The organism is Poriferisphaera sp. WC338, from assembly GCF_050931845.1.
In the GTDB taxonomy this organism is placed as follows: Bacteria; Planctomycetota; Phycisphaerae; order Phycisphaerales; family Phycisphaeraceae; genus Poriferisphaera.
Window position 1 is genome coordinate 2,494,143 of record NZ_CP194516.1, and the last position, 15,752, is coordinate 2,509,894.

At 52.0% G+C, this 15,752-nt stretch carries 11 protein-coding genes; 6 read left to right on the forward strand and 5 right to left on the reverse strand.

All coding sequences use genetic code 11. The annotated features are described in order from the left end of the window. The first annotated feature begins 46 nt into the window (after nt 1-46). From ACQ6WK_RS10275 to ACQ6WK_RS10295, 5 genes are all read left to right on the forward strand, one after another. Nucleotides 47-1,813: a hypothetical protein gene (locus ACQ6WK_RS10275; RefSeq protein WP_432797295.1), complete on the forward strand. Its 1,767-nt coding sequence runs from the start codon at nt 47-49 to the stop codon at nt 1,811-1,813. A 156-nt stretch (nt 1,814-1,969) separates the two neighbouring features. Further along, nucleotides 1,970-2,377, forward strand: a complete 408-nt coding sequence (gene panD / locus ACQ6WK_RS10280; RefSeq protein WP_432797296.1) for an aspartate 1-decarboxylase — start codon at nt 1,970-1,972, stop codon at nt 2,375-2,377. A 53-nt stretch (nt 2,378-2,430) separates the two neighbouring features. After that, entirely contained in the window at nt 2,431-4,080 is a 1,650-nt protein-coding gene (locus ACQ6WK_RS10285) for an ATP-binding protein (RefSeq protein WP_432797297.1), read from the forward strand. A 124-nt stretch (nt 4,081-4,204) separates the two neighbouring features. Beyond that, nucleotides 4,205-5,671, forward strand: coding sequence for an MBOAT family O-acyltransferase (locus ACQ6WK_RS10290; RefSeq protein ID WP_432797298.1), 1,467 nt, complete (start codon nt 4,205-4,207; stop codon nt 5,669-5,671). Nucleotides 5,672-5,674: 3 nt separating this feature from the next. Then, nucleotides 5,675-6,889, forward strand: a complete 1,215-nt coding sequence (locus tag ACQ6WK_RS10295; RefSeq protein ID WP_432797299.1) for a hypothetical protein — start codon at nt 5,675-5,677, stop codon at nt 6,887-6,889. Between the two features lie 4 nt (nt 6,890-6,893). On the opposite strand, the gene ACQ6WK_RS10300 is transcribed toward ACQ6WK_RS10295, so the two are convergent. Then, the gene (locus tag ACQ6WK_RS10300) at nt 6,894-7,679 is read right to left on the reverse strand and encodes an acyltransferase (protein WP_432797300.1); all 786 of its coding nucleotides are present in this window, start codon (nt 7,677-7,679) and stop codon (nt 6,894-6,896) included. Nucleotides 7,680-7,722: 43 nt separating this feature from the next. Beyond that, a complete protein-coding gene (locus ACQ6WK_RS10305; RefSeq protein WP_432797301.1) occupies nt 7,723-9,027 on the reverse strand; it encodes a hypothetical protein in 1,305 nt (434 codons plus the stop codon). Between the two features lie 299 nt (nt 9,028-9,326). On the opposite strand from ACQ6WK_RS10305, the gene ACQ6WK_RS10310 reads away from it, so the two are divergent. Beyond that, nucleotides 9,327-9,893: an NADH-quinone oxidoreductase subunit B gene (locus ACQ6WK_RS10310; protein WP_432797302.1), complete on the forward strand. Its 567-nt coding sequence runs from the start codon at nt 9,327-9,329 to the stop codon at nt 9,891-9,893. A gap of 741 nt (nt 9,894-10,634) precedes the next feature. On the opposite strand, the gene ACQ6WK_RS10315 is transcribed toward ACQ6WK_RS10310, so the two are convergent. The 3 genes from ACQ6WK_RS10315 to ACQ6WK_RS10325 form a co-directional block, all read right to left on the reverse strand. After that, complete coding sequence (locus tag ACQ6WK_RS10315) at nt 10,635-12,218, reverse strand: alpha-amylase family glycosyl hydrolase (protein ID WP_432797303.1); 1,584 nt, start codon at nt 12,216-12,218, stop codon at nt 10,635-10,637. A 154-nt stretch (nt 12,219-12,372) separates the two neighbouring features. Continuing rightward, nucleotides 12,373-14,166, reverse strand: a complete 1,794-nt coding sequence (locus ACQ6WK_RS10320; RefSeq protein ID WP_432797304.1) for a DNA repair protein RecN — start codon at nt 14,164-14,166, stop codon at nt 12,373-12,375. Between the two features lie 150 nt (nt 14,167-14,316). Then, entirely contained in the window at nt 14,317-15,552 is a 1,236-nt protein-coding gene (locus tag ACQ6WK_RS10325; protein WP_432797305.1) for a hypothetical protein, read from the reverse strand. Between the last annotated feature and the right edge of the window lie 200 nt (nt 15,553-15,752).

Here is a 15,752-nt window from a genome sequence, read left to right on the forward strand (position 1 = left end):
CGAGGCTATTAGCCACAACCTCTAATCAACAGATAGATCCTACACCATGAGCAAAAAAGATCTCACCCTTGCACACGTCACTCATGAAGCAGTTGAACAGCTAGGCGGCATCGGCACCGTCCTCGAAGGGCTCATGATCTCGCCGGTTTATCAATCCCGCGTCAAACGATCCATCCTCATCGGCCCAACCGCGACACATATGGCCTCCGACCCTGCCTCACGTCTCGGTGATCACGGCAAGGTCCTTTATTCTTCTGTGGACGACATTGATGATGTTGGACTTGGTGCTAAATTCCGCCCTGTCGAATGGGCGTTCAATGTCAAACTCATCTACGGCACACGTACCTACAACCCGCCCGGCGAAAACCGATCCGGGAAAGCAGAAGTTTTACTCATTGATGTCTTTCGCGCTAACCCTGATCGTCTAAATATCTTTAAACTCAAGCTCTGGGAACGCTTCGGCCTCGACTCTTCCCGTTATGAATCCGCATGGGATTATGAAGAATACACCCGCCTTGCTGAACCTGCGTTCTACGCACTTCGCGCATTGCTCTCAGATGACGACCTGCCCTGCGTTCTGTTTGCACATGAATTCATGGGTATGCCGTCCGCACTCCAAGCAATCCTCGACGGCGGTGACGATTTCCGTACCGTCTTCCATGCTCACGAATGTGCTACCGCGCGCCGACTGGTCGAAACCCATCCCGGCCACGACACCATGTTCTACAACATCATGAACAAAGCCCGTAAGCAAGGCCTTTATGTCGATGACGTTTTTGGCGATCAATCTCAATACCTCCGCCACGCGCTCATCTCCCGCACGTATCTCTGTGACGGCATCATCGCGGTCGGCGACCACACCAAAGATGAACTACATTTTCTCAATGACAAGCTATCTAAGCATCAGATAGACCTCGTCTACAACGGACTCCCCGCGATGAAGGTCACCCTTGAGGACAAAAACAAATCGCGCACCTTGCTACAAGCTTATGCTGAAAAACTCGTCGGCCATCACCCCGATATTCTCATGACCCACATCACAAGGCCAGTTGTCTCCAAGGGTATGTGGCGTGACCTTGCCGTCTGCTCACACCTCGATACTCTCCTTGCCAAACAAAACAAAACCGGTGTCCTCTTTATCCTCACCTCCGCTGGCGGCGTTCGTCGCAAAGCTGACATCCGGCACATGGAAGAAGAATACGATTGGCCCCGCCAACACCGCAACGGCTTCCCCGATCTTGTCGGTCCTGAGATTGATCTCTACCGCATGATCGAACCTTTCAACCAGAAACATGACAACATTCAAATCATTCTTGTTAATCAGTTTGGCTGGTCCCAAGATCGCATCGGCAAACGCTTGCCCAAAGACATGAATATCGCCGATCTCCGACGCGCGACCGATGTTGAGTTTGGTCTGGCGACCTATGAACCCTTCGGCATCTCACCGCTTGAGCCGCTCGGCTCCGGCGCAATCTGCTGCATTTCTTCAATCTGTGGCTGCGATGGTTTCGTCAAACACGCCACACAAAACCGAACCGTCCCCAACGTCATAACTGCCGACTACACACGACTCGATCACGACTTCACCATCAACCAGCTCAAAGATATGACCATTCACGATCGTGATCTGGTTGAACAAACTATTTCGGCCGAAGTCGCAGAAACCATTGCGGCCAATCTTCCTGCCAATGATAAACAACGGGCCGCACTTATCGACTCCGGCCAAAAACTTGTCTCGCAAATGGGCTGGGATCAAGTCCTCTCTGAGTCCCTCCTTCCCTTGCTAGACCGCGTGACCAATGGCGATAGCTAAGCAAAACAAGCGTTCTGCTCACATTTCAATCGCACTCAATACCCTGCTTCACCGCAACTTCTTACAGGATCAACCTCACGGGCGCTCGACACGACCTCAAACCCCACTAAAATGTAGCACTGATTCATCAGTACCCCCAACCGCCTGAGGTGACCCATGCTCCGCAAGGTGCTCCGTTCAAAAATCCATATGGCCCGTATCACCCAATGCGATCTGCATTACGTCGGCTCCATCACCATCGATGCCGACCTGCTTGCCGCTGTCGATATCCGCCCCAACGAAGCCGTCTGGATTTATGACATCACCAACGGCAACCGTTTTGAAACTTATGTCATCCATGGCGAGCCTGGCTCCGGGGTCATCGGCGTTAACGGAGCAGCCGCACGACTCGTAGACATCGGTCATGAACTGATCATCGCCAACTACGCCTACCTCACCGGCGGTTCTGAAGAACTCGACAACCACGTCGCCAAGGTCATCGTCTGTGATGAAAACAACTGCATTACCGATACCCTTCATTATGACTCACTGATTCACCCCTCCGAATCAAATATCTCTACATAACATCGTCAACAAGCACGCCCTTTTCTCACCAACTTCCCCTACAATAAACGCACATGAGCAAGTCTGTCCGTCTCACGCTCGCCAACAAATGTCTGCTCCTCTTCGGTGCAGCCGTTATCCTCATCCTCGCAGCCGCGCTCATCGTTGTGGCACTGCGTATGCAAACGCTTGTCGATGAAGGCCCACGCAAACGAGCCCGTGACTATGCCGATGCATGGCTCACCAACAAAATCCAACTCGGACCCACACTCTCTGCCTATCAGCTTCAATCACGATCCGAAAATCTTCCTGCCGATGAAAACCTGAAGTTTGTCCGCATTGACCGCAGCGAGTTTTCTGCCGCCGAAGAAGAAGATCCTTTCCTTAAAACCACCATTGAAAAATTTCAGCTGCGCCCCGATCAAACCGAGCGTTTCACCCACGCTATCGATCCAGGTGGGCAAACCTACTACCGCTATGCACGGGCCGTTCGTAAGTCTGAATTAAACACCATCCGAGGCGGCACAGCGGCAGGCTTCTCAGCTACTATCGATACCACAGGTTTGGCCAACCCCCTTGAAGAAATCCTTCTGATTGATCTGCGTGATCCCGACGCACCCATCGAGCAAGCCGTCAACATCATTTACCTCATTGCCGCGGGTATCGCGGCAGGCCTGCTCGCCATCTTCGTTTTTTGGTACATCACTACGCGCATTATCCTCTCCCCTGTCAGACTCCTCCGTGACTATGCCGCCGCTGTCTCTGAAGGGAATCTCAACATCCGCTCCGACATCAACACCGGCGACGAATACGAGCAACTCTCCGACATGTTCAACCACATGCTCGATAACATCCGTAAAAACACACAAGACCTCCGCTCCATCAATAAATCCCTCGACCTCAAGCTCGGCGAACTCGCCGAATCTAATGTCGCACTCTACGAAGCCAACAAAATCAAAGGCGAGTTCCTCGCCAACGTCTCACACGAACTCCGCACACCCTTGAACTCAATCTCTGGATTTGCCGAAGTTCTCGCAGAAACATTTACCGACACACACGATCCCGCTGATGAAAAACGCCGTCGCTACGTCAACAACATCAACAAATCTTCACGCACACTTTTAGACTTGATCAACGATCTGCTCGACCTCGCCAAGATCGAAGCCGGCCGTATGGAACTCTCCCTCTCGCAAATCTCCATCACCGACACCACCGAGGGCTTACTCAACCTCATGCGCCCCCAAGCTGAGAAAGCAGACATCACCCTCCAACTTGATGTCCCACCCAATCTTCCCATCATCACCACCGATGCAGGCAAGCTCCAACAGATCCTCTTCAACTTCCTCTCCAATGCCGTCAAATTCACACCCGCCGACGGCACCGTCACACTCTCCGCCCGATTCCTTACCCCACACGAAGACAATCAGCGTCCTGAACTCCGCATCTCCGTCACCGACACCGGCCCCGGCATCGCACCTGAAGACCAACAGCGCATCTTCGACAAGTTCACACAGCTTGATCCATCGGTTACCAAGCAATTTGGCGGTACCGGCCTCGGCCTCACCATTTCCAAGGAACTCGCCGACCTTCTGCAAGGCCGCATCGAACTCGAATCTGAAGTCAGCGCCGGCACGACCTTCTCCCTAGTCATTCCAACCGAACCCATTGCTAAAACAGCCCCACTTATGCCCGACTTTGCTGAGACGCCTGACACTTCATCTTAATCCCATCCGGCCTATCACACCCCTTTGCTAAACACTTCACCGAACCAGACCACAGGTTTTCCTGTAAACTATCAATCTGCCCAGTGGCGCAGCACGTTTCCATTATCAACCCAACTCATACCGCATGATTTTCAGTTCATACTCATTTGTCCTGCTGTTCTTACCTGTCGTGCTGATCGGCTTTGCCATCACTTCACGTCTCCCTTATCGCCGCGCACCCTTCATTTTTCTCGTCATCGCCTCGCTCATCTACTGCGGCTACTGGCGGTTCGCTGACCTGCTACCGCTCGCCGCCTCCATCATCATCAACTTCACCCTTGGGCGTTTCATCTCATCCACACAAAAACCGCTTCACAAAAATCTTCTCCTCGCCCTCGGCATCACCTTCAACCTCGGGCTTCTAATCTACTTCAAATACGCCAGCCTACTCACCGAAACCACCAACACACTCCTCGGCATCACATGGACAGTCCCCGCCATTGTCCTCCCCATCGCCATCTCCTTCTACACCTTCCAGCAAATCGCCTACCTCTTCGACGCCAAAAACAATCTCACTCACGAATACCACTTTATCGACTACTGCCTCTTCGTCACTTTCTTCCCACAGCTCATCGCCGGCCCCATCGTCCATCACGCCGACATGCTCCCGCAATTCCAAAACCGCAAACTACAACTCAACGCCCCCGACTTCACCGTCGGCATCTCCCTCTTTATCTTCGGCCTCTCCAAAAAAGTACTCATCGCCGACGAGTTCTCCCTCATGGCCGCCAAAGCATTCACCCCCGAATCATCAACACTCACCTTCGTCGCAGCATGGCTCGGCGCAACCGCATACGCCATTCAAATCTACTTCGATTTCTCCGGCTACTCCGACATGGCGCTCGGCATCGCACGTTTCTTCGGCATCAAACTCCCGCTCAACTTCAACTCACCCTACCGTGCCACCAATATCATCGAGTTCTGGCGACGCTGGCACATCACACTCTCCACCTTCCTCCGCGACTACCTCTACTTCCCCCTCGGCGGCAACCGAAAAGGGCACGCCCGCCGCTACCTCAACCTCTTCATCACCATGCTTCTCGGCGGGCTCTGGCACGGTGCCGCATGGGTCTTCATGCTCTGGGGCGGACTCCACGGCCTCTACCTCTGCATCAACCACGCCTTCCACAAACTCTTCCCCAATCGTCCCACCTCTGCCCTCCCCTACATCATCGCCGCCCGATCGATCACCCTGTTAGCCGTCATTCTCGCATGGGTCCTCTTCCGCGCCGATTCTCTCTCACAAGCATCCGACTTCTTCACCGCCATGTTCGGCCTAAACGGCTTCGCCCTCGCCCACCCTTTCAAATCATCACGCATTATCCTCCTCATCCTCATGATCGCCCTCGTCACCATCATGCCCAACATCCAAACCATGATGCGGCAATACCGCCCACACCACGGCCGCAAACTCAAATGGGACGGCATCCCCGCATTGGCCACATGGAAATGGCGACCCGAACCCTTTTGGGTCATCATCCTCGTCGTCCTCTTCACCGCGTCCATCCTCCAAATGTCCCGCGCAGGTGAGTTCATCTACTACCGCTTCTAACCCATGAATAGATTATCGAAAAAATTTCTGCTTCTGCTCTTTCCCCTCTTGGCTGTCTTCCTGATCGCCATCACCATCTTCAATGCGCGGATCGATCCCTTTTCTGCCTATCCATCGCTTAGACGCTCATCACTCAATCAATCCGTCCACGCCATGCCCTCTGTCCGTGGTCGTGCTGAGCTGCTGCGACAAGATCAATCCCATACACTCATGCTCGGCTCCTCAATCATGGCCGTCGGCTTCGATCCCGAGGATTTACCTCCATTCATGCAAGATGGCGGCGCGTTTAACAGTGCCCTCGATGGCAACACCCTCCCCGAACTTCTTGCCGCACTCAAACGCGCCATCCGTCGCCCCATGCCGCCTAAGCACATCATCCTCACCTTCGACAACTACTGGCTCTTCAACGCTCAAGCCCACACACAAGGCTTCCGTGAATCCATCCTAAACCCCGAACTCTCCCAAGCCGAGTACCACTTCGCCAATCTCCTCGGCTACAAAGCCACTGAAAAATCAATCGCCATCCTTTCTGGTGCCGAACCCGCCTTCAATAACCGCGGCCGACGCACCCGGCCTCTCACCAAGCCCGGCTCCCCCCAAGCCCCCGCCTTCAACGAACCCCTCCCCACGCCCAACCCCGCCGCCCTCTGCGCCCTCGCCACCGAATACAACATCAACGTCAATCCCGCGGACACCGTCTACCAACAATCACAAACCATCAACCTCGCCCTCCTCCAACAATTCATCTTCCTCAGCCAAATCAACCACATCAAAACTACTATCATTCTTCCCCCCCTGCACGTCTCTGCCCTGGACAACATGGAACAACAAAACCTCTGGCCGCTCTGGCAGCAAGGCAAACGCAAACTCACCGAACTCGTCGCCAATGAAAACAGTCTCAAACATGAAGAAGAAGGCATGCCTGAAGCCGAACTTTGGGATTTCGCGCTCATCAACAATATGACAATCGAAACGATACCAAGTTCAGTAGACCCCGCCGCCCGCATGAACAACTTCTGGGACCCAGTTCACATCACCCGTGCCGCCGGTGCCCGCATTCTGAAAACCATCTTTAACCCCGAGCACAGCAATACCCAACCCCCGCTGGGCATTCAGATAACACAAGACAACATCTCCGATCATCTCGAATCGGTGCGCCTTGATTATGAAATCTATTTCGCCATCACCCCGGATTCCCCAGACATCCCCACTGAATAATCGACTAAGCCGCTCGCAAGACCAACCGTCTTTGTTGATCTTCATCAGCCGTATGCACACGTACTTGTGCCTTAGGCTGCGGTGCTACCGCTTTGCTTTTTGCCGGAACGCCTACAACCTTCATCTCATGCGCGACCTCGTGTACAACCACCGCCCCCGCACCCACCACTGACTTTTTACCCACATGGTTCATCACCACCGCGTTTGCGCCAACCCAACTCCCCATGCCGATTACCACTCGCTTGTAGTGATGATCATTCTCCTGCAACGCCTGATGAGTACCTGCATCACTGCCGTGCTGATGTCGACCCGACAAAATCTGAACCCCATCTGCCAACATCACCTGATCTTCAAGATCCGCCAAACCCACGGAACAAAATCGGCCCAAATAAACCTGATCGCCCACCCGCGTGTCCGGCTTACTGACAATCGACATATATCCAAAACAAACATCTTTCCCTACATGCAACAATGTCTGCTTGTAGAATGCATACCGCGCATACACACCAATCATACCTGTGATTCGCGCAACCTTTTCTGCCGCCAAGGAAAATGCACGTTCTCTACCCAGCGCGTTGCGTGTCATGCGATACGACACCAGCGCCGGCGCCGCTCGCAACAAGCCAATCATCTGCGCCACAAACTTCAATCGTGCCGTCGTAAACACTCGGCGTAAACACCGCTTACCCCATCGATCAGTCCATACTACTAACCGGCCGATCGATCTAATCGACCGCTGCATCACCCGCTTCACCCGACTCGTTTTATCTTGCTGTCTCTCTGTTTCCAACGTGTCGCTCCAATACTGACCTGCCCCGCTCACGGCATGACCACTATGCCGCCACCCCACTCATCGTCATATTTTCAGTCCCGATAAGGATCTTGTGCATTTGCCGCGCCTTCTCGGACCATGACTCATCTATCAATTGCCGTCGTGAGGCGATTTGATCTTGCCCAATCCCGCTAGCAGCTCGCATCTCACACAGATGAATAAAATCATCCACCTCACACGCCAGATCACACCCGTCCCACCATGCTCGCGTTGCTGGCAAGTCCCTGCAAACAACAGGCTTACCCGTCGTCAAGTATTCCTTCAATTTCAATGGTTGCATCGCTCGTGTCACCGCCTCATTTCGGTAAGGCATCACTAGCACATCTGCCACCCTCGCTGTCACAGGCAAATCTGCATATCGCACTGATCCGCCAAACATGACCCCCTTCTTTCCAAACAGCGATTGACTCGGCGACTGCTCTGGTCCCAGCAAGACCACCCTGCCCCCTTCACGTGCCGCCGATTCTCCAAGCTTGATCACCCATTCACTATCTAAACGCTGATCAATCAATCCCCAAAATAGATACAACGGCCCATACACATCCCTCGCCCAATCATACCTTGACCGTATAACCATCCGACCATCCGCTCCCCCATCATCTATCCCTTGTTTTCCAGCACTTTCTGTGCCTTCGCACAAACCCCAGTGCTCGAGATCAATCCCGTGCGTCATCAGAACCGCATCATCTCGCCCCATACTTCGCATGCGATCCATTAAGGTTTCACTCACGCACACGACCCGATCGACCTTGCTAACAAGCTCCCGCTCCATCGCATCCATCACGGCATGATCAATCCCTGGCCAGACCGAAAAATCGTCCACGCAGTAATACACCCAATCACCCGGCAATACATCTACTAAGTCCGCAGTCACGGGCAAGGTTGTCAGATAAACCTGTTTACGATCATGATCTCGGTGCTTCCGAATCGTTCGCCCAATCAACGTTCGGTTCAATTTCCGCTGCCAAGTTGACCGAAACCCCGGATACATCATTGGATTGCACTGCTTCGGCACATGGTCATTGGCAGCCAGTTTCGCAGCACCCGCAACAGCACCTAATCTTAAACTGCTCCATTTTCTTAGCTTACGAACAACCTTCCCCAAATCTTCCCGTCCAAGCGTTGGGCAGCGCATCCCGATCGTGTTCACCCACAGCACCTCGAAATCGCCCATCAAATGTTTTACCAAGTGCTGGCTGCTCGATGGGTGCACACCCCAGTCGTCGGAAAAGACGGTGAGCTGCGGCAGACCTATCCGCTTAGCTGAGCCTGAGTTGTGGATATCTGTGCGATTCGGGGACTTCATGTATCATGTTCATCGCCTCTACACGTTGTTGTGCTGCAGGCCCCTGACAATCGACCGATAACCCCCCAGCACCGGAAGCAAAACCGTACCGCGCTGGGTGTGAACCATACCGAAAACCCGCCTAAAATATGTGAGGCAGATCGGCCGTGATCGCAAGGGAATTCGGACTGAATCGCCCGAACTGGTCGATGCATGAGTATGTCAGAAGAAGCCAATCCGGTTACAATTGGCACCAACACGGACGACAAATGATTTTGACAACCGCCCTTCGGGGCTGAGATAGATGTGAAGGTACAGACATGGGCCTTGAGAACATGATCCGAGATGGCGGCTTTATGGCCACGCAACTGCAGAAGGTCGTGAACTGGTCACGCCGCAGTTCGGTTTGGCCGATGCCGTTTGCGACCGCATGCTGCGGAATTGAGCTGATGGCGACAGCGTCCAGCCGATACGACCTTGCCCGCTTTGGTGCTGAAGTCATGCGGTTTAGCCCACGTCAGGCGGACCTGCTGATCGTTGCTGGCCGCGTATCTATAAAAATGCTTCCTGTTTTGCAGCGTATCTATGAACAGATGACCGAACCCAAATGGGTTTTGTCGATGGGTGCTTGCGCTTCAACCGGCGGCGTGTTTGATGTTTACGCTACCGTCCAAGGTGTCGATCAGTTCATCCCCGTGGATGTGTATGTGCCAGGCTGTCCACCACGTCCTGAAACGTTGATCGAAGGCGTCATGGCCATCCAGCGCATCATCGATCAAGATGGTATCAAGTACACCAACGGCAAACGCGAACCGCTCAACATCGCCATCGATCCGAACTACGATGTGAAAGATCAGCCGGTCGAACTCAGTGTCGGCAGCACCTAATAAAATCTAAAGGCTGGTTAGACACATAAACCAGCTAAATGATAAAACGGGGAACTAGAGGTATGGTTTTGGTAGGAGACGCGGCTGAACAGTCATGTTTGGCCGTTTTTTTATGGCGACTCGCCGATACTAGGAAGACTCTTCATTAGAAAACAAAAAATGAGGGATGATAGATTGACCTTCTGGGGATAGCGGCAATCATTGTGTAGATGGTTTGAAAACATTCGGTTTGGGAGGTGAAATACTTGCCAGACCGCGTCTCATTTCATTACCGATGCTGAAGACCTAACACGCGGCACAGACACTCCTCTGTGCCGCGTCTTTTTTGCGCACTATCCACGAATCTCATCCACGCCGAACACCCCCAATGCTCCCCCTGGAAAATGGAGCACAGTCAAACAGAATATTTAATCTTGCCAGAAACACATAGCGGCATTTAGACTGGATGCATGAGGGAAGCAGTTACCGCAACTCGTCCAAAATGGCCATTCAAAACGGTCTTCACTTTACTCGTTCTGGCTGTGATTATTCAGGGTATTTTTCTGCGATGCCGGTGCGAGACCGGCTCACAGAAGATGATAATTGCACAAATCATCGTCGGGCTGGTTTTTCTCAGATCGATCGGGGCCATGTACTTCCATGAACGTGGATACGCGTGGGTTTTTTACACCATACTTCCCTTCTTCATCATTCCAGTGATTGAGCTTGTTTACGGACATTAATCAAAGAATGAATTGTGATTTAGTTCACACGCTTAAACGGGTTATATGCAGGAGCTGTAGGTACGTCTGGCGTAAGAATCATCGCGCTGTGCGGGGGCAACGATACCTCAAGAAAACCGATGTGCGTTTCGTATCGCCTGCTTGACGGTGAAAGCAAATCCTTCAGTCGCGTCATGGACATAATCTTCGGCGTGCGGTGCTGCACCATCTCCGTCACATGCGCCGCCGTCGGATTCACCAATACAAACAGCGTTTCATCAAGACGATCTGTGAACCGCGCAAACGCAAAACACTTTTCGCTGTGCAGCACATACGTCTCGCCGACGCGCAGCGCCCGGTGCTCTTTGCGCAGCGAGATCAGTTGCTTGGTGTAAGCCAGATGCGGGTTGCTGTCATGCACCAAATCCCACCGCATCGGCGCCCGGCAAGCCGGATCATCACCGCCAAGCATGCCGAGCTCTGATCCGTAGTACATATTAGGTGAACCAGGCAAGGTAAATTGCAAAAGCTGAGCTAGCTGGCGTTTAGACTCGTGAGTAAAATCTGTACGGAGACGACGGACATCATGATTATCTAAAACAAGCCATGACTTGAGCAACGATTCATACCCCATGTCGTCGATCATTTGTTTGAAACATGCCGCAGCCTGTCGGCCAATAATTTTACCTTGCAAAAGGTAATAAATAATTTGGCGAACATGCAGATTGATCAGGCCATCATGCGAATCGACCCACTGCGAAGGGTAATTCCAAAGCTCACCAATGACAGATGCATCAGGCTTAACCGCATGCGCCGCATCGGTGATCTGTTTGAGGTAGTTAAAGCCGAGGTCGTAAGCCACATCAAGCCGCCAACCATCAATACCGTTCTGCAGATACGACTTGATGACCGAGTTCTCATCCTCCCACAAAAGCTGCCGCAGCTCCGGGTTTTCAAGATTGAGTTCGGGAAGATTTTCCGATCCCATCCAACTGCGATAGCCAGAAGGATAAGCATCATCAAACACAAACCAGTCACGATATGGGGAATCGGGATTATTTTTTGCGTCTATAAAATAAGGGGAATGCTGTCCCATGTGGTTGAAGACGCCGTCAAGCATGATACGCATCCCGCAACCATGAATATCCTCGGTAAGTCGGTGAAGTTCATCATGTGAGCCATATTCGGGGGCAATGTTGAAGTAATCCGATGCATCGTATTTGTGGTTGGAAAGCGCTTCATGGATCGGCCCAAGATAGATCACATCCGGCGAGAGTGATTGGAGATAGCCTATACGGCTGTGGAGTGATTGAAGATCACCGCCCCAGTATTCGAGCGCGTTGGTGGACATGTTATGTGAATGGATATGCGGACCGCGTTTGGGAAGCGTGGACCAAGGTCGCAGGATGCGCGGCGTATCGTATAAACCGTCAGTGATTTTTTGCTGGAGATTCTTGGCTGGTGCGAAACGGTCGAGGTAAACCTGATAAACGATCGGACCGACACGCCAATCGGCTTCACGTTGGCGAAGCTTCCTAGCTAGCTCACGGTCATGAGCGTCAGACCAATCCATATTTTCGGGACGGTACGATGAAGCCAGTATGTCATTGATTGCGTCTGTCATCGCGTCATCCTATGCACCATGCGGCATGTTGGCTGTAAAGCGTGATCTTGCATCGTCTACCTAATGATAGAAGGGTGAATGATAGCAAAAATACGACGAAGACCGTTGCCGTAATATTGCGATTGATCGACGTTAGAGGCGGATGGTAGAAAAATTAGTCTGACGCAGAAGCGAGAAGTTCGCGAGCTTGCTTACGAGTGGTGGGGGTGATGTCCTTACCGGAAATCATTTCAGCGAGTTCGTTAACACGGGTCTTACCGGTGAGCGTGGCAACGGTAGTCGCGGTTTTCTTGTGCTTACCGGTACCTGTAACGGTTTTTTCAATATGGAGGTGCTGATCGGCAAAAGCTGCAATCTGCGGAAGGTGCGTGATACAAATTACCTGATGACTTCCTCCTTCGGAAGTCTCTATGTTTTTGGATGTTTTGGCTTTTGATTTGATTTTAGATTGCGGAGTGATGCCGTGTGCAAGAGCGCGGAGTTTTTCACCGATGACGGAACCAAGGCGCCCACCGATGTTGGCGTCGATTTCGTCAAAGACGAGGACGGAGATGCGGTCAGCGGAGGCAAGGATAGATTTGATGGCGAGCATTATGCGAGAAAGCTCGCCGCCAGAAGCGATTTTGCGAAGAGGTCGAAATTCTTGGCCGGGGTTGGTTTGAACGAGAAATTCGATGGCATCAAGGCCGATGGGGGCAAAGGCGACAAGATCATTCTCATCGGCAGAATCAATCTGAATACGGAGTTTGGCTTCGGACATCCCAAGGTCTTTGAGCTGTGATTCTACAAGTGGGAAAAGTTCATCGGCAGCGGCGGCACGTTTGGCGGTAAGCTGCTTGCCGAGGTCTAACAGTGTATTAGATAGGGAAGCAATTTGATCGTCCATCTGCGAAAGATCATCATCCTGGAGACGGAGTTCTTCGATCTGCTGACCAATCTGAATACGGAAGTTGATCACACCTTCAGTAGGATCCTCGGTAAGAGTGAAAGAAGGATCGGCATATTTTTGGATGAGGCGGTTAAGAACATTGAGTCGGTCTTCAACTTGAGCATGTTCTTGCGGATCAGCGTCGAGATGGGAGAGGTGCCGGGAAAGTTCGAAGGATGCTTCTTGCAAAGTGAGCGCAGCGGTACGAACGTGTTCTTCAACAGGTTGGAGCCCTTCATCGAGCTCGACAAGATCGCGGAGGACATGGGTCATGGCTTCAAGGCGGGAAACGATGGCAGCATCGGATTCGTAAAGGGCGGATTGGATACTCTGGACACGGTCACGAATCTTGGAAAGGTTGGCGAGCTGTTTAAAACGAGCTTGAAGTTCAGGAAACTCACCAATTTGCGGGTCAACATCGTCGATCTCATCAGCTTGGAATTCATAGAGGTCTAATTGCTGAGTTCGGAGTGATTGACTGGTGAGAAGCTCTGCTTTTTGGGATCGCAAATCACGAAGTCTGTGATAAATATCGGTGTACTCTAAGCGCAGGTTAGATGACCCTGCAAAGTTGTCTAGGATGTGTAACTGATTGCTGGGTTTGAGGAGAAATTGATGATCGTGCTGGCCGTGGATGTCGACAAGATGCTGTGAGATATTTTTGAGCATCGCAGCAGTGATGGGAAGTCCGTTAAGTGCAACAGAGGCACGGCCGGAGGGAAGAAATTTGCGTGTAATGAGGATTTGGTCGCCGGGTTCGAGAGATTGATCAGCAAGTTCAGAGACGCGCTGGAGAGTGCTTGGGTTTTGTAGCTCAAAGAGGCCGGAGATACGCGCTTCTTTGGCCCCAGGGCGGATGATGTTTCGTGCGGATTTGAGGCCAAGGAGGATTTCGAAGGCACCGAGAATGAGTGATTTACCAGCCCCAGTTTGTCCGGTGAAAGCATTGAGGCCCGCGGTGAAGTCGATGCGGGCATCTTCGATGACAGCAAGGTTGGAGATGTGAAGTTCTCTTAGCATCCGTGCAGTTCCTTCGATGGTGGTTTTGATAGGCGAGGCCAAGTCCTACTAAAAACCTAACATGATCATAGTATAATCGTTCGACTACTTTGTGTCAGCCGCTTGAAGAAAATTGAGATGGAGCCTGACAATATGGTGTCAGTAAACGGATTATTCGGTGTCGTAGGGAATCAACGCGAAAGGCATGGGCAGACAGGATGCACCGGGAGGCGTAAAGAGGATTTCGAATTCCTGTACTTCCTTTTCAGGATCGGGCTTGAAACGCTGAATGAGGACAGCCTCGGGATAGCGTTTAAATGTGAGGCGATCTTTTTGTGTCGGGGCCATAATCACACCAGCGGGGAATTCGCCTTTGGAGATACCAAGCGCGAGGCCGACATTGCCGCACCATTTGGATTTCATGTGGTGGGAGTAAGTGATGAGTGCAAGGTTACGTTTGTCGGAAGATTTCCATTTGATTCGAATTTTGTAGATCGTGCCGTAGTGTCCACGGTTTTGACCTTCGGTGCGTTGGATCTGGTCGTAGCCAGTAATCCATGGGTCGGTTTTGCCGTCGGCGACAATGATGCGTTTAATGCCCTCAGCGGTATCGTAGACATAGTCTTCGTCAGCAGGGGTAGAGAGAAAGTTTGAATCCAGGAATGTGCCGCGGCCTGAGCCGGAGTGCGACCAGCCTTTAAGGGACCGTGGAAGTTTCGGAAGACGATCAACGATCGTTTTGGAATCGTCCTTGATATCTGTTTGGAAGACGGCAACTTCTGCGGGCTGATCAATTTCAAACTCGTACCATCCATGCACAAGCATGTCCTTTTTAGTTTGCACACGATCCATGTTCGGGTCGAGGATCATGCGTTTGCCGGGAGCGAGTGTACGGGTTTTAGGGTAAGGATTATTGAAGGAAAGGAAGTCGCGCATGGCATTGGCGGCAACAACCTGATAGTACCCGCCGGGTTTTGGGAAAGCGTAACGAGTGAATTTAAAATTCATAGGTTTGTCACCGCGATTTTCGATGGTTGCAGTGATTTTTTTGATCGGGTCATCGGGTGTCGGAACGTGGTAAGTATAAAGGCGGATGATTCCGGGTTTGACGCGCTCTTGGAGCGCAATACCGTCGCCGGTTCTAAAGTACTCGGGCATGTCAGAGAGAAGGAATTGGGTAGGCGGCGCATCGGGGTCATTAATGCGTTTCATGGGAATGGCGGAGAAATGATCTTTGGTGAGGTCGAGCGCATCAATGCGGAGGATACCACCCTGGTGTGTGGATTGGATTTGCGATTCGATGGGAGCAATGGTTTCAGCTGAAGCTGGAAAAACGATTACAGCTACCAACAGGCTGATAGAAATTGCAACGAAAAGTACCATGCGGTGCGCGAATCTGATGTTCATGAATCAATTCCTTTTGGAACAGCGGTTCATATGTGTATGAAGATGCATCCACTGATTGGTTTTGTCCCGCCCCGCCATAGATTGCTACGACATTCTAAACCTTCGGGTTGGGTGATCGCAGTGTTTTGGGTGTTGCTTTGCGGCAAATACATGTAAGCTGCGCAAAAGTGACCATTCGTTGCGCAGTGTTGACGCCTCTC

What these genes read in the sequence shown, in the direction of transcription:
- ACQ6WK_RS10275 (WP_432797295.1), top strand. Translation starts at nt 47, where the DNA reads ATGAGCAAAAAAGATCTCACCCTTGCACACGTCACTCATGAAGCAGTT.
- panD (WP_432797296.1), top strand. Translation starts at nt 1,970, where the DNA reads ATGCTCCGCAAGGTGCTCCGTTCAAAAATCCATATGGCCCGTATCACC.
- ACQ6WK_RS10285 (WP_432797297.1), top strand. Translation starts at nt 2,431, where the DNA reads ATGAGCAAGTCTGTCCGTCTCACGCTCGCCAACAAATGTCTGCTCCTC.
- ACQ6WK_RS10290 (WP_432797298.1), top strand. Translation starts at nt 4,205, where the DNA reads ATGATTTTCAGTTCATACTCATTTGTCCTGCTGTTCTTACCTGTCGTG.
- ACQ6WK_RS10295 (WP_432797299.1), top strand. Translation starts at nt 5,675, where the DNA reads ATGAATAGATTATCGAAAAAATTTCTGCTTCTGCTCTTTCCCCTCTTG.
- ACQ6WK_RS10305 (WP_432797301.1), bottom strand. Translation starts at nt 9,027, where the DNA reads ATGAAGTCCCCGAATCGCACAGATATCCACAACTCAGGCTCAGCTAAG.
- ACQ6WK_RS10310 (WP_432797302.1), top strand. Translation starts at nt 9,327, where the DNA reads ATGGGCCTTGAGAACATGATCCGAGATGGCGGCTTTATGGCCACGCAA.
- ACQ6WK_RS10315 (WP_432797303.1), bottom strand. Translation starts at nt 12,218, where the DNA reads ATGACAGACGCAATCAATGACATACTGGCTTCATCGTACCGTCCCGAA.
- ACQ6WK_RS10320 (WP_432797304.1), bottom strand. Translation starts at nt 14,166, where the DNA reads ATGCTAAGAGAACTTCACATCTCCAACCTTGCTGTCATCGAAGATGCC.
- ACQ6WK_RS10325 (WP_432797305.1), bottom strand. Translation starts at nt 15,552, where the DNA reads ATGAACATCAGATTCGCGCACCGCATGGTACTTTTCGTTGCAATTTCT.